Annotated in this window: 22 protein-coding genes; 9 read left to right on the top strand and 13 right to left on the bottom strand. The window is 72.4% G+C overall.

The genetic code is table 11. From position 1 onward, the window contains the following. Window positions 1-3 precede the first annotated feature (3 nt). Genes ACTMTF_RS06065 through ACTMTF_RS06025 form a run of 9 tightly spaced genes read left to right on the top strand, consistent with a single transcriptional unit; the run spans window position 4 to window position 10,396 of the window. Entirely contained in the window at window positions 4-984 is a 981-nt protein-coding gene (locus ACTMTF_RS06065; RefSeq protein WP_441109607.1) for an ABC transporter permease, read from the top strand. After that, the gene (locus tag ACTMTF_RS06060) at window positions 981-1,844 is read left to right on the top strand and encodes an ABC transporter permease (RefSeq protein WP_441109606.1); all 864 of its coding nucleotides are present in this window, start codon (window positions 981-983) and stop codon (window positions 1,842-1,844) included. Before ACTMTF_RS06065 ends, ACTMTF_RS06060 begins: the two co-directional genes overlap by 4 nt. Further along, complete coding sequence (locus tag ACTMTF_RS06055) at window positions 1,841-2,914, top strand: ABC transporter ATP-binding protein (RefSeq protein WP_441109605.1); 1,074 nt, start codon at window positions 1,841-1,843, stop codon at window positions 2,912-2,914. Before ACTMTF_RS06060 ends, ACTMTF_RS06055 begins: the two co-directional genes overlap by 4 nt. Continuing rightward, window positions 2,911-3,915 (top strand): ABC transporter ATP-binding protein, encoded by a 1,005-nt coding sequence (locus tag ACTMTF_RS06050; protein WP_441109604.1) that lies wholly within the window; start codon window positions 2,911-2,913, stop codon window positions 3,913-3,915. Before ACTMTF_RS06055 ends, ACTMTF_RS06050 begins: the two co-directional genes overlap by 4 nt. Further along, window positions 3,912-5,291: an MmgE/PrpD family protein gene (locus tag ACTMTF_RS06045; RefSeq protein WP_441109603.1), complete on the top strand. Its 1,380-nt coding sequence runs from the start codon at window positions 3,912-3,914 to the stop codon at window positions 5,289-5,291. The genes ACTMTF_RS06050 and ACTMTF_RS06045 overlap by 4 nt, the downstream gene beginning before the upstream one ends. Then, window positions 5,288-6,424, top strand: a complete 1,137-nt coding sequence (locus tag ACTMTF_RS06040; protein ID WP_441109602.1) for a CapA family protein — start codon at window positions 5,288-5,290, stop codon at window positions 6,422-6,424. The genes ACTMTF_RS06045 and ACTMTF_RS06040 overlap by 4 nt, the downstream gene beginning before the upstream one ends. Continuing rightward, window positions 6,421-7,470 carry an ABC transporter substrate-binding protein gene (locus ACTMTF_RS06035; protein ID WP_441109601.1) on the top strand — a complete coding sequence of 350 codons (1,050 nt, stop codon included), beginning with the start codon at window positions 6,421-6,423 and terminating at the stop codon, window positions 7,468-7,470. The genes ACTMTF_RS06040 and ACTMTF_RS06035 overlap by 4 nt, the downstream gene beginning before the upstream one ends. Continuing rightward, a complete protein-coding gene (locus ACTMTF_RS06030; RefSeq protein ID WP_441109600.1) occupies window positions 7,467-9,200 on the top strand; it encodes an ABC transporter permease in 1,734 nt (577 codons plus the stop codon). The genes ACTMTF_RS06035 and ACTMTF_RS06030 overlap by 4 nt, the downstream gene beginning before the upstream one ends. Window positions 9,201-9,256: 56 nt before the next feature. Continuing rightward, window positions 9,257-10,396 carry an ABC transporter ATP-binding protein gene (locus ACTMTF_RS06025; protein ID WP_441109599.1) on the top strand — a complete coding sequence of 380 codons (1,140 nt, stop codon included), beginning with the start codon at window positions 9,257-9,259 and terminating at the stop codon, window positions 10,394-10,396. A gap of 98 nt (window positions 10,397-10,494) precedes the next feature. Here the strand turns inward: ACTMTF_RS06025 and ACTMTF_RS06020 are convergent, their stop codons facing one another. The 13 genes from ACTMTF_RS06020 to ACTMTF_RS05960 form a co-directional block, all read right to left on the bottom strand. Next, the gene (locus ACTMTF_RS06020; protein WP_441109598.1) at window positions 10,495-11,745 is read right to left on the bottom strand and encodes a 2-hydroxyacyl-CoA dehydratase; all 1,251 of its coding nucleotides are present in this window, start codon (window positions 11,743-11,745) and stop codon (window positions 10,495-10,497) included. After that, on the bottom strand, window positions 11,733-12,824 hold the full coding sequence (locus ACTMTF_RS06015) for a 2-hydroxyacyl-CoA dehydratase (protein WP_441109597.1): 1,092 nt from the start codon (window positions 12,822-12,824) through the stop codon (window positions 11,733-11,735). Before ACTMTF_RS06015 ends, ACTMTF_RS06020 begins: the two co-directional genes overlap by 13 nt. Window positions 12,825-12,826: 2 nt before the next feature. Continuing rightward, window positions 12,827-14,065 (bottom strand): CaiB/BaiF CoA transferase family protein, encoded by a 1,239-nt coding sequence (locus ACTMTF_RS06010; RefSeq protein WP_441109596.1) that lies wholly within the window; start codon window positions 14,063-14,065, stop codon window positions 12,827-12,829. Then, window positions 14,058-15,188 carry a CapA family protein gene (locus ACTMTF_RS06005; protein WP_441109595.1) on the bottom strand — a complete coding sequence of 377 codons (1,131 nt, stop codon included), beginning with the start codon at window positions 15,186-15,188 and terminating at the stop codon, window positions 14,058-14,060. Before ACTMTF_RS06005 ends, ACTMTF_RS06010 begins: the two co-directional genes overlap by 8 nt. Then, on the bottom strand, window positions 15,185-15,979 hold the full coding sequence (locus ACTMTF_RS06000; protein ID WP_441109828.1) for an amino acid ABC transporter ATP-binding protein: 795 nt from the start codon (window positions 15,977-15,979) through the stop codon (window positions 15,185-15,187). The genes ACTMTF_RS06005 and ACTMTF_RS06000 overlap by 4 nt, the downstream gene beginning before the upstream one ends. A 14-nt stretch (window positions 15,980-15,993) precedes the next feature. After that, window positions 15,994-16,869, bottom strand: coding sequence for an amino acid ABC transporter permease (locus ACTMTF_RS05995; protein ID WP_441109594.1), 876 nt, complete (start codon window positions 16,867-16,869; stop codon window positions 15,994-15,996). After that, window positions 16,866-17,765: a transporter substrate-binding domain-containing protein gene (locus tag ACTMTF_RS05990; protein ID WP_441109593.1), complete on the bottom strand. Its 900-nt coding sequence runs from the start codon at window positions 17,763-17,765 to the stop codon at window positions 16,866-16,868. The genes ACTMTF_RS05995 and ACTMTF_RS05990 overlap by 4 nt, the downstream gene beginning before the upstream one ends. Before the next feature lie 166 nt (window positions 17,766-17,931). Next, a complete protein-coding gene (locus ACTMTF_RS05985; RefSeq protein WP_441109592.1) occupies window positions 17,932-18,387 on the bottom strand; it encodes a MaoC family dehydratase in 456 nt (151 codons plus the stop codon). A gap of 11 nt (window positions 18,388-18,398) precedes the next feature. Continuing rightward, window positions 18,399-19,313 (bottom strand): SDR family NAD(P)-dependent oxidoreductase, encoded by a 915-nt coding sequence (locus tag ACTMTF_RS05980; protein WP_441109591.1) that lies wholly within the window; start codon window positions 19,311-19,313, stop codon window positions 18,399-18,401. Window positions 19,314-19,389: 76 nt separating this feature from the next. Next, window positions 19,390-20,322, bottom strand: coding sequence for a PaaX family transcriptional regulator (locus tag ACTMTF_RS05975; protein ID WP_396999350.1), 933 nt, complete (start codon window positions 20,320-20,322; stop codon window positions 19,390-19,392). 72 nt (window positions 20,323-20,394) lie between these two features. After that, entirely contained in the window at window positions 20,395-21,873 is a 1,479-nt protein-coding gene (locus tag ACTMTF_RS05970; protein WP_441109590.1) for an acyl-CoA synthetase, read from the bottom strand. Between the two features lie 8 nt (window positions 21,874-21,881). Then, window positions 21,882-23,072: a cytochrome P450 gene (locus tag ACTMTF_RS05965; protein ID WP_441109589.1), complete on the bottom strand. Its 1,191-nt coding sequence runs from the start codon at window positions 23,070-23,072 to the stop codon at window positions 21,882-21,884. Between the two features lie 27 nt (window positions 23,073-23,099). Next, complete coding sequence (locus ACTMTF_RS05960; RefSeq protein WP_441109588.1) at window positions 23,100-24,320, bottom strand: cytochrome P450; 1,221 nt, start codon at window positions 24,318-24,320, stop codon at window positions 23,100-23,102. Between the last annotated feature and the right edge of the window lie 18 nt (window positions 24,321-24,338).

Below are 24,338 nucleotides of genomic sequence, written 5' to 3'. Positions count from 1 at the left end.
GCCATGGCCGCAGGCACCCTCCTGACCACGCCGCGCGTCCCGCTCGGGCGGGTCGCGCGGCGGGCCGCCCACCTGCTCGCGGTGCTCCTGCTGGTCACCCTGGCGGCGGCGGCACTCGTCGACCTCATCCCCGGCTCGCCGTCAGCGGCGATCCTCGGCCCGACCGCGACGCCGCAGCAGCTCGCGGAGCTCGACGCGGAGTACGGCTTCGACCAGCCGTTCCTGACCCGCTACACCGGCTGGGTCGGCGGCCTGCTCACCGGTGACCTCGGCCGGTCCATCCAGTCCGGCCAGCCGGTGCTGGACACGATCGTGGAGCGCCTGCCGGTGACGCTGGAGATCGCCGTCCTCGCGGTGGCGATCTCCCTGCTGATCGCCGTCCCCCTCGGCGTGTACACCGGGGCCCGGGTCGGCGGCCCGCTCGACCGTCTCGTCACGGGCGCGGCGTCCGCGCTGATGTCGATCCCGGTGTTCGTCGCCGGCGTGGTGCTCATCTACCTGCTGGCCATGACGACCGGCTGGTTCCCCGTCTCGGGCTGGTCCCCACTGCAGGACGGCGTCGGCGCCAACCTGCATCACGCGTTCCTGCCCGCCGTGGCGCTGGCGGTGGGCGAGACGCCCGCGCTCCTCCGCCTGCTGCGCGGCGACGTGATCGCCACGCTCAGGGAGGACTTCGTCCGCACCGCCGCCACACGAGGGCTGCCGCGGCGCTACATCCTGTTCCGGCACGTGCTCCGGCCGTCCGCCCTGCCGCTGGTGACGATGGCCGCGGTGGTGTTCGGGAGGCTGCTGGCCGGCTCGGTGGTGGTGGAGAGCCTGTTCGCGCTGCCCGGCCTGGGCGGCCTCGCCCTTCAGTCCATCCCGGCCAAGGACATCCCGGTCATCCAGGGGCTGGTCGTCCTGGTCGCCGTCACGTACGTGATGGTGAACATGGTCGTCGACCTGGGCTACTCGACACTCGACCCGAGGACCCGGTCCCGATGACAGCCACGATCACCGCCGCCGGCACATCCCCGGACCCGGCCGTCGCGCCCCGGCAGAAGCGGCGCGGGGCCGCCTTCTGGCTCGCCACCGGCTGGCTCGGCCTGCTGGCCCTGCTCGCCCTCTTCGTGGAGCTGCTGCCGCTGGCCGCCCCCGACGCGCCGGCGGGTGCGCCGAACCTGCCGCCGTTCGCCGCCTTCCCCGAGTTCCTCGGCACCGACGGCATCGGCCGTTCGGTGCTGTCCAGGCTCGTGCACGGGGCGCGCATCTCGCTGACCGTCAGCATCGGGGCGACGCTCCTGGCCGCCGTGGCCGGCGGGCTGCTCGGCGTGCTGGCCGCCTACCTGCGCGGGCCGGCGGAGTCGGCCATCGGCGTGCTCCTCGACACCGTCCTCGCCTTCCCGCCGCTGCTCCTGCTGCTCGCCCTGGCCGCGGTCGTCCGGCCCGGCGTCGGGACGCTGGTGGCGAGCCTCGGCCTGCTGTTCGTGCCCCCGTTCGCCCGGCTGGCCAAGGCGGCCGCGCTGTCACGGCTCAGCCGGGAGTACTTCACCGCGGCCCGGGCGCTGGGGGCCGGGCACGGCCGGCTGCTGTTCCGGGAGCTGCTTCCCGGCTGCGTGGCGCCGGTGGCGTCCTACGCCGTCGTGATGGCCGCCCTCATGATCATGGTGGAGGGGGCGTTGAGCTTCCTGGGCGTCGGCATCCCGCCGCCCGCACCGAGCTGGGGCGCGATGATCGCCGCCGGCAAGGACTTCCTGGCCGTCGCGCCGCAGCTCGTCCTGGTGCCGTGCGCGGCCATGTTCCTCACCGTCCTGTCCTTCAACACGGCCGGAGAGCGGCTGCGGGCGCGCGGGGAGGACGCATGAACGGCGCCACCCGGCCCGTCACCGCACGGCACGACGGCACCGGCCACACGGGCCACACGGGCCACACAGGCGACCCGGGAGGCCCGCTGCTCGTGGTCGACGACCTGAGCTGCCACATCCCCACCGCGCGCGGCACCGTACGCGCCGTCGACGGCGTCTCGTTCACCCTGGCGCGCGGGCAGGTCCTCGGCCTGGTCGGCGAGTCGGGCTGCGGCAAGTCGACCCTGGCCAGGGCGCTGGTCGGCGCGTCCGCCGCCCGCGCTGCGGTCTCCGGGACCGTGACCGTCGCGGGCGCCGAGCTGACGCCCATGCCCGGCGAGGCGCGGCGCCGGTTCGTGGGACGGCACGTCGGCATGGTCTTCCAGGATCCGATGGCCGCGCTCAACCCGGTCGTGCCCGTCGGCCGGCAGATCGGCGAGGCCGTCCGCCACCACCTCGGCCTGTCGCGGGCGGCGGCCCGTGACCGCGCGGCCGAACTGCTCGAACAGGTCGGCGTGCCCGACCCGGCCCGCAGGCTGCGGCACTACCCGCACCAGTTCTCCGGCGGCCTGCGCCAGCGGATCACCATCGCCATGGCGCTGTCCTGCGACCCGGACCTGCTGATCGCCGACGAGGCCACCACCGCGCTGGACGTGACCGTGCAGCGGCAGATCCTCGACCTGCTGACCGGCCTCGCCCGAGACCGCGGCATGGGGCTGATCCTGGTCAGCCACGACCTCGGCGTGATCGCCGGGCGAGCCGACGAGACGGCCGTGATGTACGCGGGCCGCATCGTCGAGCACGGCACCACCCGCGACGTGTTCGCCAAGCCGCGTCACCGCTACACCGACGCCCTGCTCGGCGCGATCCCACGGCTCGGCGTACCCCCGCACACCCGTCTGCGGACGATCCCCGGCGCGCCCCCGGACCTGACCGCGGCGATGCCCGGCTGCCCCTTCGCCGCGCGCTGCCCGGCGGCGCGCGAGCGCTGCGCGGGCGAGCCGCCCCGGCTCCGGGAGGAGACCGGAGGCGAGGCCACTGGAGGCCACGCGCACGCCTGCTTCTTCCCCGCGGAAGGTGAGACGAGATGACGAGCGAGCCCCCTCTGCTGCGGGTGGAGAACATGGTCAAGCGGTTCCGGGTGCCCGGCGGTGTCGTCGAGGCGGTGTCCGGGGTCGGCTTCACCCTGCGGCGCGGCCAGACGCTCGGCCTGGTCGGCGAGTCGGGCTGCGGCAAGTCCACCACCGGACGGGCCGTGCTGCAGCTGCCGCCGCCGGACGAGGGCACCGTCCGGTTCGACGGCGCGGAGCTGACCGCCCTGTCGCGGCGCGACCTGCGCGAGGTCCGCCGCCGCCTGCAGATCGTCTGGCAGGATCCCCGCTCGGCCCTGAACCCCGGCCGGCGCGTCCGTGACGTGGTCGCCGAGGGGCTGGTGATCGCCGGCCGGCCCCGCGCCGAGATCGGCGAGCGCGTGGACGCCGCGCTGACCGAGGTCGGGCTGGATCCGGCCGTCGTGGCCGACCGGCGCCCGCACGAGTTCTCCGGCGGCCAGTGCCAGCGCGTCGCCATCGCCCGCGCCCTGGTCCTGGGGCCGGAGCTGCTGATCTGCGACGAGCCCGTCGCCTCGCTGGACGTCTCCGTCCAGGCGCAGGTCCTCAACCTGCTGGAGGACGTCAAGGCGCGTCACGGGCTCTCGCTGCTGTTCATCTCGCACGATCTCGGGGTGGTGCACAACGTCAGCGACCGGGTCGCGGTCATGTACCTGGGCCGGATCGTCGAGATCGGCGACGTGTCGAGCGTCTACGGCGCGCCGGCCCACCCGTACACGCGGGCGCTGCTGGACTCGGTGCCGGTGCCCGACCCGCTGGCCCCTGCCCCCGGACCGCCCCTGACCGGCGAGGTGCCGTCACCGCTGAACCCGCCGTCGGGCTGCCGTTTCCGCACCCGCTGCCCGATGGCGCGGCCACTCTGCGCCGAGCGGATGCCCGAGCTGCGCGAGATCGGCGACGACCACCAGGTGGCGTGCCACTTCTCCCCCAAATCCCCCAAATCCCCCGAATCCCCTGCATTCCCCCAAGGCGGGCGGCCGTGACGCCGGCCACCACCGCGCTGGCGGGCTTCGCCTCCCGGCTCACCTTCGCCGAGCTGCCGCCCGGAGTGGTGGACCGCGTCCTGTGGCACGTCCTGGACAACATCGGCGCCGGGCTCGCCGGGTCCGCCAAGCCGTGGAACGCCGTGGTCCGCCGTTACGCCGAGCGGGAGACCGCGCCCGGCCGCTGCGTGCTGTACGGCACCGGCACGACAGGCCGCCCCGAATGGGCGGCGCTGGCCAACGCCACAGCGGGGCACGGCTTCGAGATCGACGACTACGCCCTGCCCGCGCTGGCCCATCCGGGCTGCGTGGTGGTGCCCACCGCGCTGGCGATCGGGGAGGAGACCGGGGCGCGCGGGCACGCCGTGCTCGCGGCGGCCGCGGCGGGGTTCGAGACGGTCGTGCGGTTCGGGCTGGCCACGACGCCTTCCCTCACCTCCGACCGGGGGTTCCACGTCACCGGCGTGCACGGGGTCTTCGGGGCCGCGGCGGTCGCGTGCGGCCTGTACGGGCTCGATCCGGACACCGCCGCGTCGGCGTACGGTCTGGCCGCCAGCCAGGCGGGCGGCGTGACCGAGTACACCCGGTCCGGAGGCGAGGTGAAGCGACTGCACGCCGGGCTGGCCGCCATGGCGGGCATCCGTGCCGTCACGCTGGCCGGCGACGGGTTCACCGGCCCGCGCACCGCGGTCGAGGGGCCGCGCGGGCTGCTGCGCGCCTTCGTCGCCGACGCCCGCCCCGCCCTGCTGACCGACGGCCTCGGCGAGCGGTGGGACCTGCACGGGCTGGCGCTCAAGCGGTACTGCGTCTGTGCCGGCATCCAGGCACCCCTGGAGGCCATGGCCGGGCTTCGCCGCGACGGGCTGCGCGCCGCCGACGTCGAGGAGATCGCCGTGGGCGTCGACCCCGTCACCCTCGCCCACGTGGGCGCCGTCGGAACGCGGCCGCGCGACATGACCGAGGCGCAGTTCAGCGCCAGGCACGCGGTGGCCATGCACCTCGTGCTGGGCGGCAGCGGCGCCGCGGAGTACGCGCGGCTCGAAGCCGCCGGGTTCGACCTGCCCGAGGTGTCCGCCCTCGCCCTGCGGGTCCGGCTGGAGACCGACGCCGAGGCGGAGGCCGCCTTCCCCCGCAGGCTGCTGGCGCGGGTGCGGGTCCGCCTGCGCGACGGCGGCCGGCTGGAACGCCGTGCGGAGGCCCCGGGCAGCCCGAACGCCCCGATGACCGGCGAGCAGATCGAGGCCAAGTTCCTCGGCCTCGCCGCCGAAGTGACAGGTGACCGCGCCGCCGGCGCCGTCCGCGACGCCGTCCTGGCGCTGGCGGACGACGCGCCGGTCTCGGCAGTGCTGGCACCCCTACGTGAGGAGTACGCATGAGCGACGCCGTGACCCTGTACGCCGTGGGGGACGTGGGCCCGGAACGCGCCGACCCCGACACCCTGTTCACCGGTGTGCGCGGCACGCTGAGCGGCGGCGACCTCGCCTTCTGCCAGCTGGAGATGAACCTGACCGACCGCGGCACCCGGCTGCCGCAGGTCCGGCACACCGCGCGCGCCACCCCGGCCACGGCCGGATCGCTGCGGCGGGCCGGCTTCGACGTCGTCTCCTGGGCGGGCAACCACTGCATGGACTGGGGCCCCGACGGGTTCTTCGACACCATCGACGCCCTGCGACGCGAGGACATCACCGTGCTCGGGGTCGGCGCCGACCTCGCCGCCGCCCGCGAGGTGCGCGTCGTGGAACGTGCCGGCACCCGGATCGCCTTCCTGGCCTACTGCAGCATCCTGCCCGCCGACTACTGGGCCACCGAACGGCGGCCCGGGTGCGCGCCCATGCGCGCCCACACCGTGTACGAGCCGACCGAACCGGACCAGCCGGGCACCCCCTGCCGGATCATCACCTATCCGCACCGGGGCGACCTGGCGGCGCTGACCGGCGACATCGCCCGCGCCCGCCAGCTGGCCGACGTCGTCATCGTCTCCCTGCACTGGGGCATCCACTTCGTGCCGGCGACGCTGGCCGACTACCAGCGAGACGTCGCGCACGCGGCGATCGACGCCGGAGCCGACCTCATCCTCGGCCACCACGCGCACATCCTCAAGGGCATCGAGGTCTACCGGGGCAAGGCGATCTTCTACAGCCTCGGCAACTTCGCGATGGACCTGCCGATGACCGCCGAGCACGCGGCCAGTCCGGGCTTCCGTGAGCTGCTGAAGCTGCATCCGGGCTGGGAACCGGACCTCGGCAGCACCTACAACTTCCCGCACGACTCCCGCAAGACGATCGCGGTGCGCTGCCGGATCTCCCCCGGCGGCATCGATGAGGTGGCCTTCCTGCCCGCGTACATCGACCGCTCGTCCCGCCCGGAGTTCCTGACCGGCGACGATCCCCGCTTCGGCGAGGTCGTCGGCTACCTGCGCGACGTCGGCGCCGGCCAAGGACTCACCACTCACTTCGATCCGGCCGGGGGCGCCGTGATCGTCCGTACGGACCCCCTGGAGGAATCATGATCTCTCGTCTTCGTACCGTGGCGGCGGCCGCCGGCGCCGCGCTGCTCCTGACGGCCGGGTGCGGCCCGGACGGCGGCGGGGCCGGCGCGCCGGCCGTGCCCGCCGACGCCCCGCCCGCCCTGCGCACGCTCATCGAGGCGGCGCAGAAGGAGGGCGAGCTGACCTGGTACAGCGTGCCCGCCGAGAACATCGCCAAGTCCGTCTCGGACGACTTCGCCAAGAAGTACGGCATCCAGGTCAAGTTCATCCGGCTGACCTCCAGCGACCTGGCGCAGCGCTTCGCCGCCGAAGCCGAGAGCGGCAAGCCCGCCGCCGACCTGTTCGTGGGCTCCTACACGCCGTTCGTCGCCCAGGCGCTGGGCAAGGGCTGGACCGTGAAGCTCGCCGACGCCCAGATCCCCGGCTACCCGAACGGATTCCCCGGCACGTACCTGCTGCCCGACGACGGCACCGCGGTGATCCAGATCCAGCCCACCGGGATCGCGGTGAACAGCCAGCAGGCGGGCGACGCGATCAAGGACTGGCCGGACCTGCTGGACCCGAAGTGGAAGGGCAAGATCATCCTGGTGGACCCGCGCACGTCGGCGGCGTACACGCCGTTCTGGAACCTGATCGTCAAGGAGCACGGCGAGGAGTTCCTCACCAAGCTCAAGGCGCAGCAGCCGATCGTGGCGTCCGGCGCGGCCCCGGCCACGCAGCAGCTGGCGGCGGGCGAGGCGGCCATCGTCATGCCGGCCGTGCAGTCCATCGCCGAGGACCTCAAGAGCAAGGGCGCACCCGTCGCCTACGTGCAGCCGCCCGCGTCGACCGGGCCGGAGATCGTGCCCGGCCTGGCGGCCAAGGCGGCCCACCCGAACGCCGCCCGCCTGTTCGTCCACTACCTGATGAGCCAGGAGGGCAACAAGAGACTCAACGCGCTGCCCGGCTCGGGATCGCCGCTCGACCCGTCGTCGCTGCCGGCGCGCTACGCCTTCAACCGTGAGCTGACCGGCACGCCCGCCGAGCGCGTCCACGCCTTGCTGGGCCTGGCGGAGGAAACCTCGTGACGTCCGCCGGCGGCCGGATGCGGACGTGGACCGCCGCGCTCACCCCGTTCCAGATCACCGGCACCCTGCTGGCGCTGCTGCTCGGCGCGCTGGCCGTCTATCCGCTCGCGCTCGTGGTGATCCGCCCGTTCTTCACCGGCGGGCGGCTCGACCTGGCGCCCGTCCGGGACATGCTGGCCCAGCCCGACCTGGTCACGCTGCTGTGGCACACGGCGGTGGTCGTGGGCGCGAGCGGCGTGGCGGCGATGGTCATCGGCTCAGGGCTCGCCTGGCTCAACGAGCGGACCGACGCCCGCATGGGGCTGCTCACCGATGTGGTGCCGCTGGTGCCGTTCCTGCTGCCGCCGATCGCGGGCGCGATCGGCTGGTCGCTGCTGGCCTCGGAGCGCTCGGGCTACCTCAACCTCGCCCTGCGCCCGCTGCTGGGCATCGAGGGCGCGCGCGGCCCGATCGACATCCATTCCTGGTACGGCATCATCTTCGTCTACACGATCTACCAGGTGCCGTACGTTTTCATGATCGTGTCGGCCGGGTTGCGCAACACCGATCCCGCGATGGAGGAGCAGTCGCGCACGAGCGGCGCGGGACCGTTCAGGACGCTGCGGCGCGTCTCGCTGCCCGCCGTGCGGCCGAGCCTGGGCGCGGCCGCGCTGCTCATGGTGTGGACCGGGTTCGGCCTGTTCTCCATCCCGGCCATCCTCGCGCCGCAGGCCGGCCTGGACATCCTGTCGGTGCGGGTGGTCCAGCTCCTGTCGTTCACGTACCCGCCGGAGACAGGCGTGGCGGTGAGCCTCAACCTCGTCGTCATGCTGGTCGTCACGTTCGTCTGGTACGCCCAGACGCGGATGCTGCGCAGCAGCCGCAACGCGGGCATCGGCGGCAAGGGCGCCCGGCCCCGGCCGATCCGGCTGGGCCGCTCGCGGACCCCGATCCGGGCGCTGATCGTGGCGTACCTGGCCCTGACCTCGATCCTGCCGCTCGGCGGGCTGGCCCTGGTGTCGCTGACCGGCTACTGGAGCAACTCCGTCGACTGGACCAGGCTCAACCTCGACGCGGTGGTCCGCACGCTGACCGACACCGTCACGCAGGAGGCGCTGGTCAACAGCCTCATGCTCGGCGTGGCCGGCGCGACCGTCGGCGTGCTCGCCGCCGCCGTGGTGTCGGTCCTGGTCCGCAGGTCGGGACGCGGCACCGGGATGCTGGTGGACGCCGCGATCAAGTTCCCGCCGACGCTGTCGCACCTGGTCATCGCGGTCGGGTTCGTGCTGGCGTTCAGCGGCGCCCCCTTCCATCTGGGGGGCACCCTGTGGATCCTGCTGCTGGCGTACGTCTCGCTGCACATGCCGCAGGCCACGACCGCGTCGGACGCGGCGATCAGCCAGGTCGCGCCCGAGCTGACCGACGCGTCGCGCGTCAGCGGCGCCGGGCAGGCGCGCACGTTCCGGCGCGTCACGCTGCCGTTGATGGCGCCCGGCCTGCTGGCCGGCTGGGCGCTGCTGTTCGTCACCATCGCGGGGGACATCAGCGCGTCGGCGATCCTGGCGGGCACCGGCAACGAGGTGGTGGGCTTCCGCATCCTGGAGGTGTTCGCCAACGGCGACTACGCCATGCTCGGCGCCATCTCGATCATGCTGACGCTGGCCACCTCGCTGGTGGTGCTGCCGGTCACCTGGTACGCGCGCAGGCGCGGGCGCGGCGGCTCCTCGCCCTTCCCCGGCGCACACCCCTGATCCTCTCCTTTTCCACGCACACCTTCGATCCGCGGAGGCGGTATCCGATGCAGGCCATGGACTCCACGACAACGAGCCAGGACGCTCCAGGCGACGAGCGGCCCGAGCCCGTCGTCCGGCTCACCGGCGTGCGCAAGAACTTCCGGCGGGTCGACGGCACCCCCACCCCGGCCGTGGACGGGGTCGCCCTGGAGGTGGCGCCGTCGGAGATCCTGGTCCTGCTGGGACCGAGCGGCTGCGGCAAGACCACGCTGCTGCGCTCGATCGCCGGTCTGGAACGGCCCGACGAGGGCACGGTCCGGATCGGCGGCCGGACGGTGTTCGACAGCGCCACGGGCCTCGACCTGCCGCCCGAGCGGCGCGGCCTGAGCATGATGTTCCAGTCGTACGCGCTGTGGCCGCACATGTCCGTCTTCGACAACGTGGCCTATCCCCTGCTGAGCCGGCGGGGTGCCCGGCCGGACAAGGCCGGGGTGGCCCGCCGGGTGAGCGAGGTGCTGGAGCTGGTGGGGATACCCGAGCTGGTCCGGCAGTATCCCGGCGAGATGAGCGGCGGTCAGCAGCAGCGCGTGGCGCTGGCCCGGGCGCTGGTCGCCGGTGACGGGCTGGTGCTGTTCGACGAGCCGCTGTCGAACGTGGACGCCAAGGTACGCGAGCGGCTCCGGGTGGAACTGCTGGCCATGCAGCGCAGGCTCGGCTTCGCGGCCGTCTACGTCACGCACGACCAGACGGAGGCGATGGAGCTGGCGACCCGCATCGCCGTCATGCGCGCGGGCCGCGTGGAACAGCTCGGCGCGCCCCGCGAGATCTACGACCGCCCCGCCACCCGGTACGTGGCCAACTTCGTCGGCGTCGCCAACGAGATCCCCGGCACGGTGACGGGCGCCGGGGCGGACACGGCCACGATCCGGACCCCGTACGGGCTCCTCACCGGCGTGTGCGGGCCGGGGGTGAAGGACGGCGAGCGGGCCGTGGCGGTCTGGCGTCCCGAGCACGGCCTGATGAGCGCGAGCGAGCCGCCGGAGCCGAACCGGTGGCGGGCGCGCCGGCGGCTCTCCATGTTCGCGGGGCCGCACGTCGAGCACCACCTGGACGCGGAGGACATCTCCTGCCGGCTCTGGTCGTCCGGCGAGGCCGCCGCCGACGAGGTGTGGATCGGTGTGGCGCCCGAGCGGCTGCTGATACTCCCGGCCTGACGAACCGGCCGGACGAGACGGCCTGACGGACGAACCGGCCGGACGAACCGGCCGGGCGTCAGCTCAGGACGATCGGAGCAGGACGTCAGCGCTCGACGTCAGCGCAGGACGTCCTGCTCCAGCCAGTGCCCGATGCGGGCCGCGACCGCGTCGTCGTCGTAGGTGCGGGTGTCGACGTTGTCGGCCCTGATCTCGATGACGGGGAACCCGGCCGACTCCAGCGCCCGCGCGGTGAAGTAGCTGCCGCGCGGGTCGTCGGACACCAGGTGGACCACGCCGTCGATACCGTGCAGGCGGGCTTCCTTGACGTACCACTCGCTGGACCACGGGGGCGTGTACAGCTGGTCGGTGAAGGCGGCGAAGCGGGCGGCGAGCGCGCGCATGGGATCGTCGCCGTAGCGGATGTAGCCGTCGGCGGCGATGGCCAGGTACATCGACCAGACGAACACCGCCCCGTACCGCTCCTGGAAGCGCTGGTAGAAGCCCATGTCGTACCAGAGGCCGCGGCCGATCCACATCAGCCTGGCCCGCTCGCCGGGGCAGGCGGCCTGGCCGGTGCCGACGCGTTCGCGGACCTCCTCGTAGAAGTTCCTGGCCGCGTCGCGCGCCCACTCGGTGCCGCGGTGCCACTGCGGCAGCATGACGCTGGGGATGCTGTCGGAGACGCCGAGCGGGGCCGGACGGGTGCGGGCGATGAGGTCGCGCGCCTTCCTGTTCCACTCCTCCTGCTCGTTGACCAGGGCCATGACCTCGCGGAAGCGGGACTCGCGGAACGTCCTGCCGGTGGTGGTCTCCAGGAACCTGACGAGGTTCTCCATCTCGGCGGTGAGCAGGTCGAGCCGGGCGGGCCCGACGGCCTCCTCCCAGCGGTGCGGCATGAGGTCCCACCAGTTGGCCGGCACCTCGTTCTCGGCGGCGCTCTCCAAGGGGTAGAAGGTGACGCCGGGCTCGCTGCCCCAGATGTCGAAGATCTTGCGGGTGACGTCGCCGGAGGCGTCTCCGACGACGAGGGTCGGCCTGGGCAGGCCGCCCCACGGTCCGCTGCCGGGCTCGGGATCGAAGGCGGAGCCGAGCGCGACCGAGTTGTACTGCTCGGAGTAGTCGGGGTAGCCGCGCTGCCGGACCAGCTCCAGGTAGTGGCCGGAGCGCTGCTTGGCGGCCACCACGGACGCCCACCACTGGCTGACCACGTACGGGATGTCCATCGCGCGGAAGATCTCGTGGGGCACGTCGGCGTTGACGACGGCGAACGGCTCCCCGTCGGCCACCCGCCGTCGCAGGTCGGCGAACCATTCGCGCTGGTGCCGGCCCGCCTCGGCGGCGGTGGCGAGGGATTTCACACTGCGCATGGGTCTTCCTTCCGCAGGGCCGCCAGGTCGACGCGCCCGTACTCCTGCCGGTCGAGCAGCACGGCGGGGATCTCGAGCGCGGCCCGCTGCGCGGGGAAGTCCCACGCGGGGGCGTCGTCGCCGGCTCTGGCGTAGCTGACGAGCAGTTCGGCATGACAGCGCGCGGCGGCCATCGCGGTGTGCGCGGCGCGCTCGGCCACGGTGGCGCGCGGCGCGGCCGGGCCGTTGTCGTGGTAATGCTCGGCCAGCGCGTCCAGGCCGCCCTCCCCCACCTGCCGCTCGAACGCCAGGTCGCCGAAGGAGTGGTCCTCCCCCACGATCACGTACCCCTGCGCCTCGATGGCCTCGTAGACGTGCGGGGTGTCGTGCTCGCTGCCGCTCAGCAGGACGCGCCGCCCCGGCTGTGCGGGCAGCCGGGGCGTCTCGGCCAGCAGCCGCTCCAGCATCGTGATGTGCTCGTCCACGGGCAGCCCGGCGTTGGCCGCGGCGAGGAACTGCCGCCCGGTCAGGCGGGCGGGGACGGCGCGGCGCAGCTGGGCGACCTCGGTCAGCAGCCGGCGCCGCCGGTCGTGCGCCGCCACCGCGCGGCCGAGACCCTCGCCGCCGGCGGGACGGCCGGTCCAAGCGGCGAGCCGGCCGGCGAACTCGCCGATCCTGCGCCGGTTGTAGCGGGCGGTGGTGAGGTGCGGCAGGTGCAGGATGTCCACCAGGTACGTTTCGGGCAGGTCCAGCTGAGGGCTGACCCGGCGCAGCTCGCGCAGGGCGTAGAACAGCCGCAGCGACGCCTCGCGGTCGTGCGCGACGACGACCCGGTCCAGGTGGCCGTACGCGCCGGCGAGCAGCCGGGTGAGAATCGAGCGGGCCATCTGGTCGACGCCGGTGCCCAGGTACAGGGTGCCGGGCGCGGGGTCGAGCGCCGGGTCTCCGGTGAGGCGCACCGCGTGGGCCCCCGCGGCTGTCAGCAGCTCGACGGGCACGTCCGCGCCGACGTATCCGATCACCGGGCCGAGCGACGGGCGCGGGCCCTGGCGGGTGTACGCGTCCTCCAGCGCCTCCAGCGCCGTGAGCGCGGGGGTCATGCTCAGATCACCCCGTCGTCGGCCAGCGCCTTGAGCTCGTCGTCGCTGTAGCCGAGCAGTCCGCCGTAGATTTCGGCGTTGTGCTCGCCGAGGCCGGGGGCCGGCTCGTCGAGCGTCGCCTCGGTGCCCGAGAAGCGGATGGGCACGCCGGTCCCGTACAGGTCGGCGGTGCGGCCGTGCACGGGATGCTCCAGCGGCACGACCTCGCCGCGGGCCAGCACGAGCGGGTCGCGTACGGCGCTGATCGGCTCGCGCACCGGGGCGGCGGGCACCCCGTTGCGCTCGAACCGGTCGATGACCTCGGCGAGCGGCAGGCCGGCCGCCCACGCGGCGATCAGGTCGTGCAGCTCGCCCGCGTGCGCGACGCGTGCGTCCCGGGTGGCGTACCGGGGGTCGGCGGCCAGGTCGTCACGGCCGAGCGCGGCGAAGACGCCGTGGGCGAACGCGTCGGTGGGGCCGCACAACGCGAACCAGCCGTCGGCGGCGGGGAAGGTGCCGAACGGCGCCAGCCTGGGCACGGTCGCGCCGGTGCGCAGGGGCAGGCCGAGCTGCTCGTAGGCGTCGAACGGCTCGCAGGCGACGAGGGAGGTCAGCGCGCCCAGCATGGACACGTCGACGTGCTGCCCGCGCCCGGTGGCGTCGGCCTGCAGCACCGCGGCGAGGGTGCCGATCACCGCGTAGAGCGGCGCGAGCAGGTCGCCCACGGGCAGGCCGAAGCGGACGGGCGGCTCGCCGGGGGCGCCCGCGGTCATCATCACGCCGCTGAGCGCCTGCACGATGGTGTCCATGGCCTTGCCGGAGCCGGGCCCGCCCTGGGCGCCGAATCCACTGATGGACGTGCACACGATGCGCGGGTTGATCGCGCCGGCCCAGTCGTGTCCGATGCCGAGCCGGGCCGTGACACCCGCGCTGTAGTTGTCGACCATGATGTCCGCCTCGCGGACCATGTCGCCGAGGACGTCGCGGGCCTTCGGGTGCTTGAGGTTGAGGGTGACGCCGCGCTTGTTGCGCCCGCGCAGGAGCATCGACACCGACATGTCGCCGGGCGCGTGCCGGGTGGGGGTCAGGCCGTCCGCGCCGACGTAGGGGGAGTTGTTACGGGAGCTGTCGCCGCCGGTCAGCGGGTTCTCCACCTTGATCACGCGGGCACCGAGCCCGCCCAGGAGCAGGGTCGCGTACGGTCCGGCGAGCGCCGTGGTCAGGTCGATCACGGTGCGGCCGGCCAGGGGACGCTCAGCCACGACGCACCATCACTTCGTCGCCGTCCCAGGCGAAGGTGGTGTCCAGGCCCGCCTGGCGGGTGATCCGCTCGATGTATCCCGCGACGCGCCGGCCTTCCTCACCGTCGCCCAGGGGCACCGGCCGGCCCGCGTCGTCGATCCAGCACGGCACGAATCCGGCCGAGACCAGCCCTTCCCGGTCGAACCGGCAGACCGCGATGGCGGTGTTCCGGCTCTCGGGGTGGAAGGGGTAGAACGGCATCGCCGGGTCCGGGGCGAAGCCGTACAGCTCGATCCTGCGGCGTGCCCACGCGGCCCGCTCGGCGCTGTCGCCGTCGCCACCGGTGGGCGTCAGGGCGTGGGTCACGGTGACGAAGTTGCCGAGGCCGTGGTAGATGGGCCTGTCACGGTAGACCTCGATGCCGCGCATGATGTGGGCGTGGTGGGCGAACACCGCGTGCGCGCCCGCGTCGATGGCCGCCCGGGCGACGGGCCGCTCGTACATCGCCAGGACGGCGGGGGTGTGGCCGACGCCCTTGTGCAGGGACACCAGGACGATGTCCGCCCGCTCGGCGAGCGCGGCGACGTCGTCGGCCATCCGCTCCAGGTGGGCGGGGTCGGCGAAGGTGTAGACGGCGGGCGGGCCGCCGGGGCTGGCGTGGTCGAGCTCGTAGTGGGTGAGCACCTTGACGTGCGCGCAGCCGGGCTTCCTGCTGGTGGCCCAGGATTCGCGAGGGCCGACGCAGTTGTAGCTGAGCACGCCGACGCGCAGCCCGTCGCGCTCCACGACGGCGGGGCGGCGGGCCTCGTCGAGGGTCAGGCCCGCGCCGGCGGTGGCCAGCCCGGCCTCCTGCGCGTACTTGACGGTGTCGGCCACTCCCTCGTCGCCGGCGTCGTAGACGTGGTTGCCGGCGAGGGTCACGATGTGGAATCCGGCCTCGGCGACGGCCACCAGCGCGGCCGGATCGGCGGGCGGCGCGGGGACATCGGTGCTGACCTGGGCGGTGGTGGTGCTGTGCGGCACCTCCACATGCCCGATCACCACGTCGCCGCGGCGGAGCGTGCCGGCGGCCGGGGCGAAGAACGACGCCGGGTCCGGCTCGTCCACGACGAGGTCGCCGACCGACATCACGGTCACGCTCATGGCATGCTCTCCTTCTCCAGCGGGCGTTCGTGCACGTCATCCCGATTGAAGCGCGACAGGAACGCCTGCAGGCGGGGGGACGTGGGATGGTCGAAGAGATCCCTGGACGCGCCGCTCTCGACGACGCGGCCCTTCTCCATGAAGACGCACCGGCCGGCCACCTCGCGGGCGAAGCTCATCTCGTGGGTGACGATGATCATCGTCATGCCGCCGTGGGCGAGGTCGCGTACGACGCTGAGCACCTCGTCGACCAGCTCGGGGTCCAGGGCGCTGGTCGGCTCGTCGAACAGCATGATGCGCGGCCGGGTGACGAGGGCCCTGGCGATGGCGACGCGCTGCTGCTGGCCTCCCGAGAGCCTCCGGGGATGCTCGTGGGCCTTCTCGGCGAGCCCGACGCGCTCCAGCAGGCGCATGGCCTCCTCGCGCGCCTCCCCGGAAGGGCGGCCGTGCACGGCGACCTGCGCCTCGGTGAGATTGCGCAGCACGCTCCAGTGCGGGAACAGGTTGAACTGCTGGAAGACCATGCCCATGCGGCGGCGCTGGGCGGCGACGCGGCGGTCGGGCAGGGGACGCAGGTGGCCGCGGTGCGCCGCGTAGCCGAGCAGTTCCCCGTCGAGGTACATGGCGCCGCCGTCGATGCTCTCCAGCTGGTGCATGCAGCGGACGAGGGTCGACTTCCCGGACCCGGACGGGCCGATGACGGCGACGACCTCGCCTTCGCCCACCTCTAGGCTCACGCCGTCGAGCGCCTGGTGGTCGCCGAAGCGCTTGCGGAGGTCGCGTACGACCATGACCGGGGTGTCGGTCACCGCTGCCCCTTTCCGAAGTGCCGTTCCAGGCGTTGCTGACCGAGCGACAGCACGGTCACCACGGTGAGGTACCAGACGCACGCGACGATCAGCAGCGGCACGATCTGGTACGTCCGGTTGTAGATCACCTGGACCGAGTAGAGCAGGTCTGCCATCGCGATCACGCTGACCAGCGAGGTGCCCTTGAGCAGGCTGATGAACTGCGAGCCGGTCGGCGGGATGATCACCCGCATGGCCTGCGGGAGCACCACCTTGACGAAGCTCTGGGGGGCGGTGAAGCCCATGGCGCGGGCCGCGTCACGCTGGCCGCCGTCCACGGACATGATCCCCGCCCGGACGATCTCCGCCATGTACGCGGCCTCGTGCAGGGTGAGCCCGATGAGGGCGGCCGTCAGTGAGCTGATCACGGCGTTGGTCGGCCACGAGGCGAACGTGGGGCCGAACGGCACGCCGAGCGACAGCCGCGGCAGCAGGTAACCCAGGTTGAACCAGAAGATGAGCTGCACCAGCGGGGGTATCCCGCGGAAGACGCCCACGTAGACGGCGCAGGCCCAGCTGACCGGCTTGAAGTCGCTGAGTCTGCCGGCCGCGACGAGCATGCCGAGCAGGCTGCCCAGCACCATCGCGATGACCGTCAGCAGCAGCGACATGCCGAGCCCGCCCAGGATGTTCGGGTCGAACACGTACTCCGCGACCACGCCCCACTCGAACCGGGGGTTGGTGACGAGGAACCAGCCGAGCTGCACGGCGAGCACGAGCAGCACCGCCCCGGCCAGCCACCGTGCGGGACGCAGCCGGGGGCGGGCGGTCGCCACATCGACGGCGGTGTCGCCGGTGGTGTCGCCGGTGGCGTGCTGGACCTGGGTGCTCATCGCCCGGCCGCGGTGTTCAGCTTGGGCGCGTCGACCGCCACGTTCTCCAGGCCGTACTTGTCGACGATCTTCTTGTACGCGCCGTTCTTGAAGATCTCCTTGAACGCCTCGAACATGACCGGGCCCAGGCCACTGGACTTGGGCACGAGCATGGCGAGCTGATCGACGCCGGCGCCCTGCTCGTCGGTCTGGGTGACGTAGGTGAAGGCGTCCTTCTCCTTGGCCATGGCGTCGATCGCGGCGCTCTCGGTCATGCCGGCGGCGTCGGCGCGGCCGGACTTGGCGGCCAGGATCGTTCCATTGGTGTCGGCCAGCGGGAGGAAGGCGATCGCCGCCTTGCCCTGCTTGGCGCACCACTGGGTCAGGAGCTTGACCTGGTCCTCCACGATGCTGCCGGCGGTGCCGGAGATGCGCTTGCCGCACAGGTCGCCGGAGCTCCCGACCTTGGTGGACGCCGACTTGGGGATGAGGTAGGAGGTCCGGCTGACCATCCAGACGATGGCGTCGAACTGCTTCTCCCGCTCGGCCGTGTCCTTCACCGGGCCGTTGAAGGCGTCGTAGCGCGACGACAGCATGCCGGACAGGGCCGCGGGCAGTCCGCTCACGATCGCGATCTCGCTTTTGACACCGAGCGCCTTGGCGAGTGCCTCCTGGATCTCCTTGTCGACACCTGTGACAGTTTTACCGTCGTTGGCGACGATCCTGTAGGGTGGATGCGAGTCGCCCGCGAACCGGATGACGCCCGCTTCCTTGACAGCGTCAGGCAGGGTTTCATACAAGGCGGTCTTGCCGGGTGCTCCTTGCCCCACCGCGCCGTCTTCCCCGCCCCCGCAGGCCGACGCGGCGAGAAGGACTAGTGCCGCAGCGGCCGTGAAAGCCGTCCTGGGCATACTCATGGTGGTCCTCCGCCGACTTGTTAGTGCTGCAATTACATTTCGATCGTTATGGGTAATGTCACATCTTGGGCTGCACACCTGTCAAGGGGCGACCGTGAGAACCGCACAGCACCCTAGGCATGTATGGGCGATATATACAAGAGGGTCCGTTTTCCCGGCGAAGGGTTCACGACAGGAACCGGTAGACGGTCTGGGCCACGCAGGCGGGCTTGCCCGAGCCCTCGACCTCGACCGTGAAGTCCAGCGTCGCCTGAACACCGCCCTTGACGTCCTCGACCCCGGCGACCCGGCCGGTGAGGCGGATCTTCGCGCCGACGGGGACGGGCGCGGGGAAACGGACCTTGTTCAGCCCGTAGTTCACGGCCATGCCGATGCCCTCGATCTCCAGCAACTGGCCGAAGAGCGGGATGAGCAGTGACAGGGTGAGGTAGCCGTGCGCGATCGGACCCTTGAACGGGCCGCCGGCGGCACGGGCCGGGTCGACATGGATCCACTGATGGTCGTCCGTGGCGTCGGCGAAGGTGTTCACCCGATCCTGGGTGATCTCCATCCACTCCGTGGCGCCGAGGTCCACGCCGGCCAGGGCCCTGATCTCGTCGATGCCGTTGACGGTGCGAGACATGGGATGCTCCTTCAGTCCAGGTCCGGCACGGGGATGCCATAGGTTTCCGGGCGGGCGCCCACGGAGGTGGCCCACACCCGGGCGATGTCGGCGGCGGGCCAGCCGCCGTCGCGGTAGGCGACGCTGATCTCCTGCGGGTGGGACCACAGCGACAGCCGGTCGCCGCCGATCCCGACGCACTGGCCGGTCACCTGGGCCGAGGCGTCGCTCGCCAGATAGACGACCAGACCGGCGACATCCTCGGCGGTGCCGAAGCCGATGCCCTTGCGCAGCGAGTCGGGCAGCGGCACGCCGTCCTTCTCCAGCGCCTCGATGTACGGGGCGAACGCCGGGATGCTCTTGGTCATCTCGGTGGCGGCGTTCGGGATCACCGCGTTGACGGTCACGCCCGCCTTGGCGCACTCCATCGCCCAGGTGCGGACCATGGCCGCGATGCCCGCCTTGGCGGCGGCGTAGTTCGTCTGGCCGAAGTTGCCGCGCTGACCCGCGGGCGAGCCCGCGACGATCACCCGGCCGCCGCCCTCGCGCTCGCGCATGTGCCGGACGGCGGCCCGCACACAGGTGAACGTGCCGCGCAGGTGCACCCGGACGACGTCGTCGAAGTCGTCGTCGGACATCTTCCACAGCACGCGGTCGCGCAGGATGCCGGCGTTGGTGCACATCACGTCCAGCCGGCCGAACTCCGAGACCGCCCGGTCCACCAGCCGCTCGGCCGCCTCGGTGTCACCCACCGCGGCCACCTCGGCCACCGCGCTGCCGCCCGCCGCGACGATCTCCTTGACCGCCGCCTCGGCCGCGGCCGGATCCACATCGTTGACCACGACCGCGGCCCCGGAGGCCGCCAGCGCCTTGGCGTAGGCCAGCCCCAGGCCGCGCCCGCTTCCGGTGACGACCGCCACCTTGCCGGTGATTCCCGCACTCTCCATCGACAGCCCTCTCTCACGCTCTCTCCAGCGCCAATGTAGGGCAATCTGATGTCGATCGTCAATGATATGTATCGTTTTATGCTGACTCAGTGGCCGCCAAGATCGTGCTGGTGCGGTGGTGCGCGACCAGTTCGGCCAGCCGGGGCTCGAACTCCGCCACGATCTGCTTGACGCGGATCTCGGCGAGCGGCCCGAGAGTGTCGTAGATCTCGACGAAGACGTCGCGGGCGGCCGCCCGTGGCCAGTCGGCCGGCAGCAGCTCCACCGGCAGGCCGGGGTCGAGGTTGGGGAACGTCCGCCAGGTGTCCATGATCCCCGTGCGCGCCACCAGCGCCTCGGACGCCCCCACGGCGCCGTTGCGCACCCGGACGAGCAGCGGCGCGTAACGCGCGACGAACTCCTCATAGTTACGCCGCAGCAGGCCGAAGTCCCACGCCTCCTGTGGCGCCCGCAGCCCGGGCACCTGCGGCGCGCCCGCCAGGAACACCGTGGAGGTGGCGACCCCCAGCTCGGTGAGCTCCGCCGCCGCCGTGCCGGCGTCCGCCGTCGGCGACACCCACAGCCCGTCGTACAGCGGCGCGAATCCCAGCCAGCGCAACTTCGTCCGCAGGGAGTGGCGCAGGTCCCGCTGCTCCTCCGCGATCGAGAAGGCCGCCAGCACCCACGTGCCGTCCCAGGCGCCCCGGTCCAGGCCGAAGGACATGATGCGGTGGCGTCCCTCCGACAGCACCGCCGACGCCCGGTCGGTCAGCCGGTAGTAGGTGCGCCGCCCCACCTTGGACGACTCCAGCAGATCCCGTCTGGCCAGGCGGCTGAGCGCCGCCCGCGCCGCCACCGCCGAGACGCCGAACTCCTCGGTCAGCCGCACCAGCGCGGCGGAGGGCAGTTGGTCGGCCCGGCGGAACCAGTAGTCGCCGAGCAGTGTCGTGATGAGATGTTGCGGAGGCGCGCCCACCTGGAAGCGCGGAAGGTCGACATCCCCTGGCTCTGGCCATTCACCGTCAGTCACAGATGAAGTATACGTATGACGGTTCTGTCTACGTGCGTTATCGATTCGTCGCGAGCGAACGATTTGACGATGCTACGCGCCGGAGGCGTACTCACGACGGAGCTGGGGCTTGAGCACCTTCCCCGATGCGCCCCGAGGCAGCGCCGAAGCGAACTCGACGCTCTTGGGCACCTTGTACCTGCCGAGCCGTCCGGCCAGGTAAGCCAGTAACGCGGCCGCGTCCGGCGTGGCACGCTCCTTGAGCACCACGACGGCCTTGCCCACCTCGCCCCACTTCTCGTCCGGCACCCCGATCACCGCGCACTCGGCCACGTCGGGATGCTCGTAGAGCACGTTCTCGACCTCGGCGGGGTAGATGTTCTCCCCGCCGGAGATGATCATGTCCTTGATCCGGTCCACCACGAACGCGTAGCCGTCCTCGTCCACCACCGCCACGTCGCCCGAGCTGAACCAGCCGTCGTCCGTCAGCACGGCCCGGGTCTCCTCCGGCCGTCCCCAGTAGCCCGCCATGACGTTCGGCCCGTGGACGATCACCTCGCCCGGCTCGCCCTGCTCCACGTCGGTCCCGTCCGGCCGGACGATCCGGACGTCGGTGAAGAAGTGCGGCACGCCCGCCGAACCCACCTTGCGGTGGCTCATCGCCCGGTCCAGGCAGAGGGTGCCCGGCGCCGCCTCCGTCATCCCGTACCCCTGCACGAAGGCGAGCCCCCGGGCCAGGTAGGTGCGGATCAGCGCCTCCGGCGCGGGCGCGCCGCCGCACAGCAGGGTGCGCACCGATGACAGGTCGGCCTCCCACCAGCCGTCGGCGGCGGCGAGCGAGTCGAACATGGCCGGCACCCCGAACAGGAGCGTCACCCGGTGCCGCTGGATGAGCTCCAGCGCCCGCTCCGGCCGGAAGGCCGCCTCCACCAGCACCTGGCCGCCCTTGAGCAGCGTGGGCAGGCAGGTCATGTTCAGCGCCGCCGTGTGGAACAGCGGCGCGGTCACCAGCGTGACCTCATCGGCCGTCAGGTCGACGTCGACCAGCACGTTGAGCGAGTTCCAGATGATGTTGCCGTGGGTGAGCACGGCCCCTTTCGGCCGGCCCGTGGTGCCGGAGGTGTACATGACGATGCACGGGTCCGCCGGTGCGACCGGCTCGTCCAGCGGCGTGCCGTCGGCCGACTCCAGGAGACGCTCGTAGTCCTCGCCCACCCGGAGCGTGGGCAGGCCGAAGTCGTCCGCCCGCCCGCTGATGAGGACGGCCGCGCCGGAGTCGGCCAGCATGTACGCCAGCTCCTCGGCCGACAGCCTCGTGTTCAGCGGCACGAACACGGCCCCGAGCGCGGCAGCGGCGAACAGCGACTCCAGGAAGGCCGGATGGTTGTCCCCCAGGTAGGCCACCCGGTCACCGGGCCCGGCCCCCATCCCGCGCAGCAGGTGGGCGAGCCTGGTGACGCGTTCGTCCAGCTCCCGGTACGTCCAGGTCCGGCCGTCGTGGACGACCGCCGGCTTCCCGGGGGTCCTGCGGGCGCGGCGCCGCGGCCAGGCCCCGATGCCTTGGTTGCGCATGCGGTCGATCACTCCTCGTTCGGGGCCGGCTCCAGCCGGATCGGGACGGACACGGCGCCGATCTCCGGCATCCGCGCGTTCTCGACGGGTCCGTTCACCTCGAACCTGGACGTACGGCGCAGCAGCTCCGCCAGCGCGACGCGCATCGACAGCCGCGCCAGCGGCATCCCCGCGCAGGCGTGCCGCCCGCGCCCGAAGGCCAGGTGCGCGGTGATGTTCGGGCGATCCAGGACGAACGCGTCCGGGTCGGGGAAGACCTCCTCGTCGCGGTTCGCCGAGGCGTACACGAGCGTGACGGGCTCGCCGGGCCGGATGCGCCGGCCGTGCAGCTCGATCTCCTGGGAGACGGTCCTGGCGAAGCCGCGGTACGGCGTGAACAGCCGCAGGAACTCCTCCAGAGCCGCGGGCAGCAGCTCGGGCCGCTCGCGCAGCCGCGCCTGCAACTCCTGGTCCTGCGACAGGTGCCGGCAGATGGAGCCGAGCAGGATCGGCGGCGCCACCATGCCCACGACCAGGCACTGGCGCAGCGCCCCGACGATGTGCTCGTCCTCCAGGGGCCGCCCGTCGGGCCGCTCTGCCAGCAGCGAGCTGGCCGGGTCCTCCTCCACCGGCCGCGGCTCGGCACGCCGGTCCCGTACGAGGTCACGGGCGATGCCGTACATGCGTTCGCTCGCCTCGTTGACCACCGGGCCGTCCATGGACCGCCAGGCCCGCACCCACCGGGCCGCCGTCGTGGCCAGCTCGGGGGCGATCTCCGGGTCGAGGTTGAGCCACTCGGTGGTGACCCAGGCGGGGAACTGCGCGCCGAACTCCTGCGCGATGTCACCGCCGCCGCGCTCGATCAGCGGGGTCAGCTCACGCGCCGCGTGCGCGCCCAGCCTCGGCTCCAGCCGCTCGATCCGGGCCCGCTGCAGGGTGCGGTCGAGCGCCCTGCGGTACGGCGTGTGCGCCGGCGCGTCGTAGTTCAGCGGCGGGCGGCGCAGGCCGCGCGGGTCGCTGGGCACGACGGCGCGAACCGAGGAGATGAACGTCACCGGGTCGCTCGCGGCGGCCGCCACGTCGGCGTGCCGGGTGAGCGCCCAGAACCCGCCGTAGCCACTGCTGTGCGCCACCGGGCACGTCCGCCGCAGCCGCGCGTACATGTCGAGGCTCTCGCCGGCCGTTTCCGCCTCGAACGGGTCGAAGTCGTCCTGCGTCATGACCTTCCTTCGTCAGGGCCGGGAATTTCAGGCGGCGGGCGTGAACCGCAGCGGAACGGAGTTCGTTCCCCACTCCGCCCAGCGGGCCATCATGATCTCCCCGCCGAGCTCGAACGACGCCGTCCTGGCCAGCGCCTCCTCCAGCGTCGTGATGAGCATCATGCGCGCCAGGGGCGCCCCCGGGCAGGTGTGGACGCCGCCGCCGAACGCCAGGTGCCGGGCCAGGTTCGGCCGGTCGAATCGGAAGGTCTCCCCGTCGGGGAAGACCCGTTCGTCCCGGTTGGCCGAGGTGTAGACCAGGGCGATCGGCTCGCCTGCCTTGATGAGCCGGCCGCCGATCTCGACGTCCTGGCGGGCCGTTCTGGCCATGCCGCGATAGGGGCCGTACAGGCGCAGGAACTCCTCGACCGCCGCCGGGATCCGCTCGGGGCGGGCGCGCAGCAGGTCCGCGAGCTCCGGGTCGCCGGCGAGGTGCACGAACATGTTGCCGATGAAGACACTGGGCGCCACCATGCCGGTGACCAGCAGTTGCCGGACACAGCCCAGGATCATGTCGGCGGGCAGCGGCCGCCCTTCGTACTCGGCCTCCATGAGGGCGCTGGTCAGGTCGTCGCGCGGGTCCATCGGGCTGCCGGCGCGCTCGTCGATGACGGCCTGGGCGATCTCGTACAGTCTCCGGCTCAGACGTACGACGTTTTCTGTGTCGACGATCTGGATCGCCGCCACATATTCGGCACTGATCTCCTTGATCAGCGCGGACAGTTCCGTCGGCAGGTTGAAGAACGCGGCGAACACGTGCGCCGGGAACTTCTGCGCGTAGTCCACCGAGACGTCCCCCTCGCCGGCCTCGACGAGGGGCTCCAGGAGCTGAACCGCGTACTGCCGCACCCGCGGCTCGATCGCGGCCATCTTCTCCCGGGTGAAGAAGCGGTTGATCACCTTGCGGTAGGCGGTGTGCTCCGGCGGGTCGAAGTGCAGGGGCGGCCGCCTGCCGGTGAAGGCGAACTTCGGCACCGTGTTCTGCACCGACGTGGTGAACACGTCGCGGCTCTCCAGGACGTGCTTGACGTCCTCGTGCCGGAACAGCGCCCAGAAGCCGCCGTCGTAGGTGTCGCTGTGCGCCACCGGGCAGCTCGTGCGCATCTCCTTGTAGAGCGCGTGGGCGCTGGTGAAGGCCTCGGGGGCGCGCGGGTCGAAGTCGTGCGTGAGCTCGCGATCCGGGGCGGCGTCCTGGTGGGGCGCGGTCATCACGACTCCCTTTCGGCG

Origin of the sequence: Nonomuraea sp. ZG12 (assembly GCF_052068115.1) — a bacterium.
In the GTDB taxonomy this organism is placed as follows: Bacteria; Actinomycetota; Actinomycetes; order Streptosporangiales; family Streptosporangiaceae; genus Nonomuraea.
This window is presented reverse-complemented; position numbering and strand designations above follow the sequence as displayed.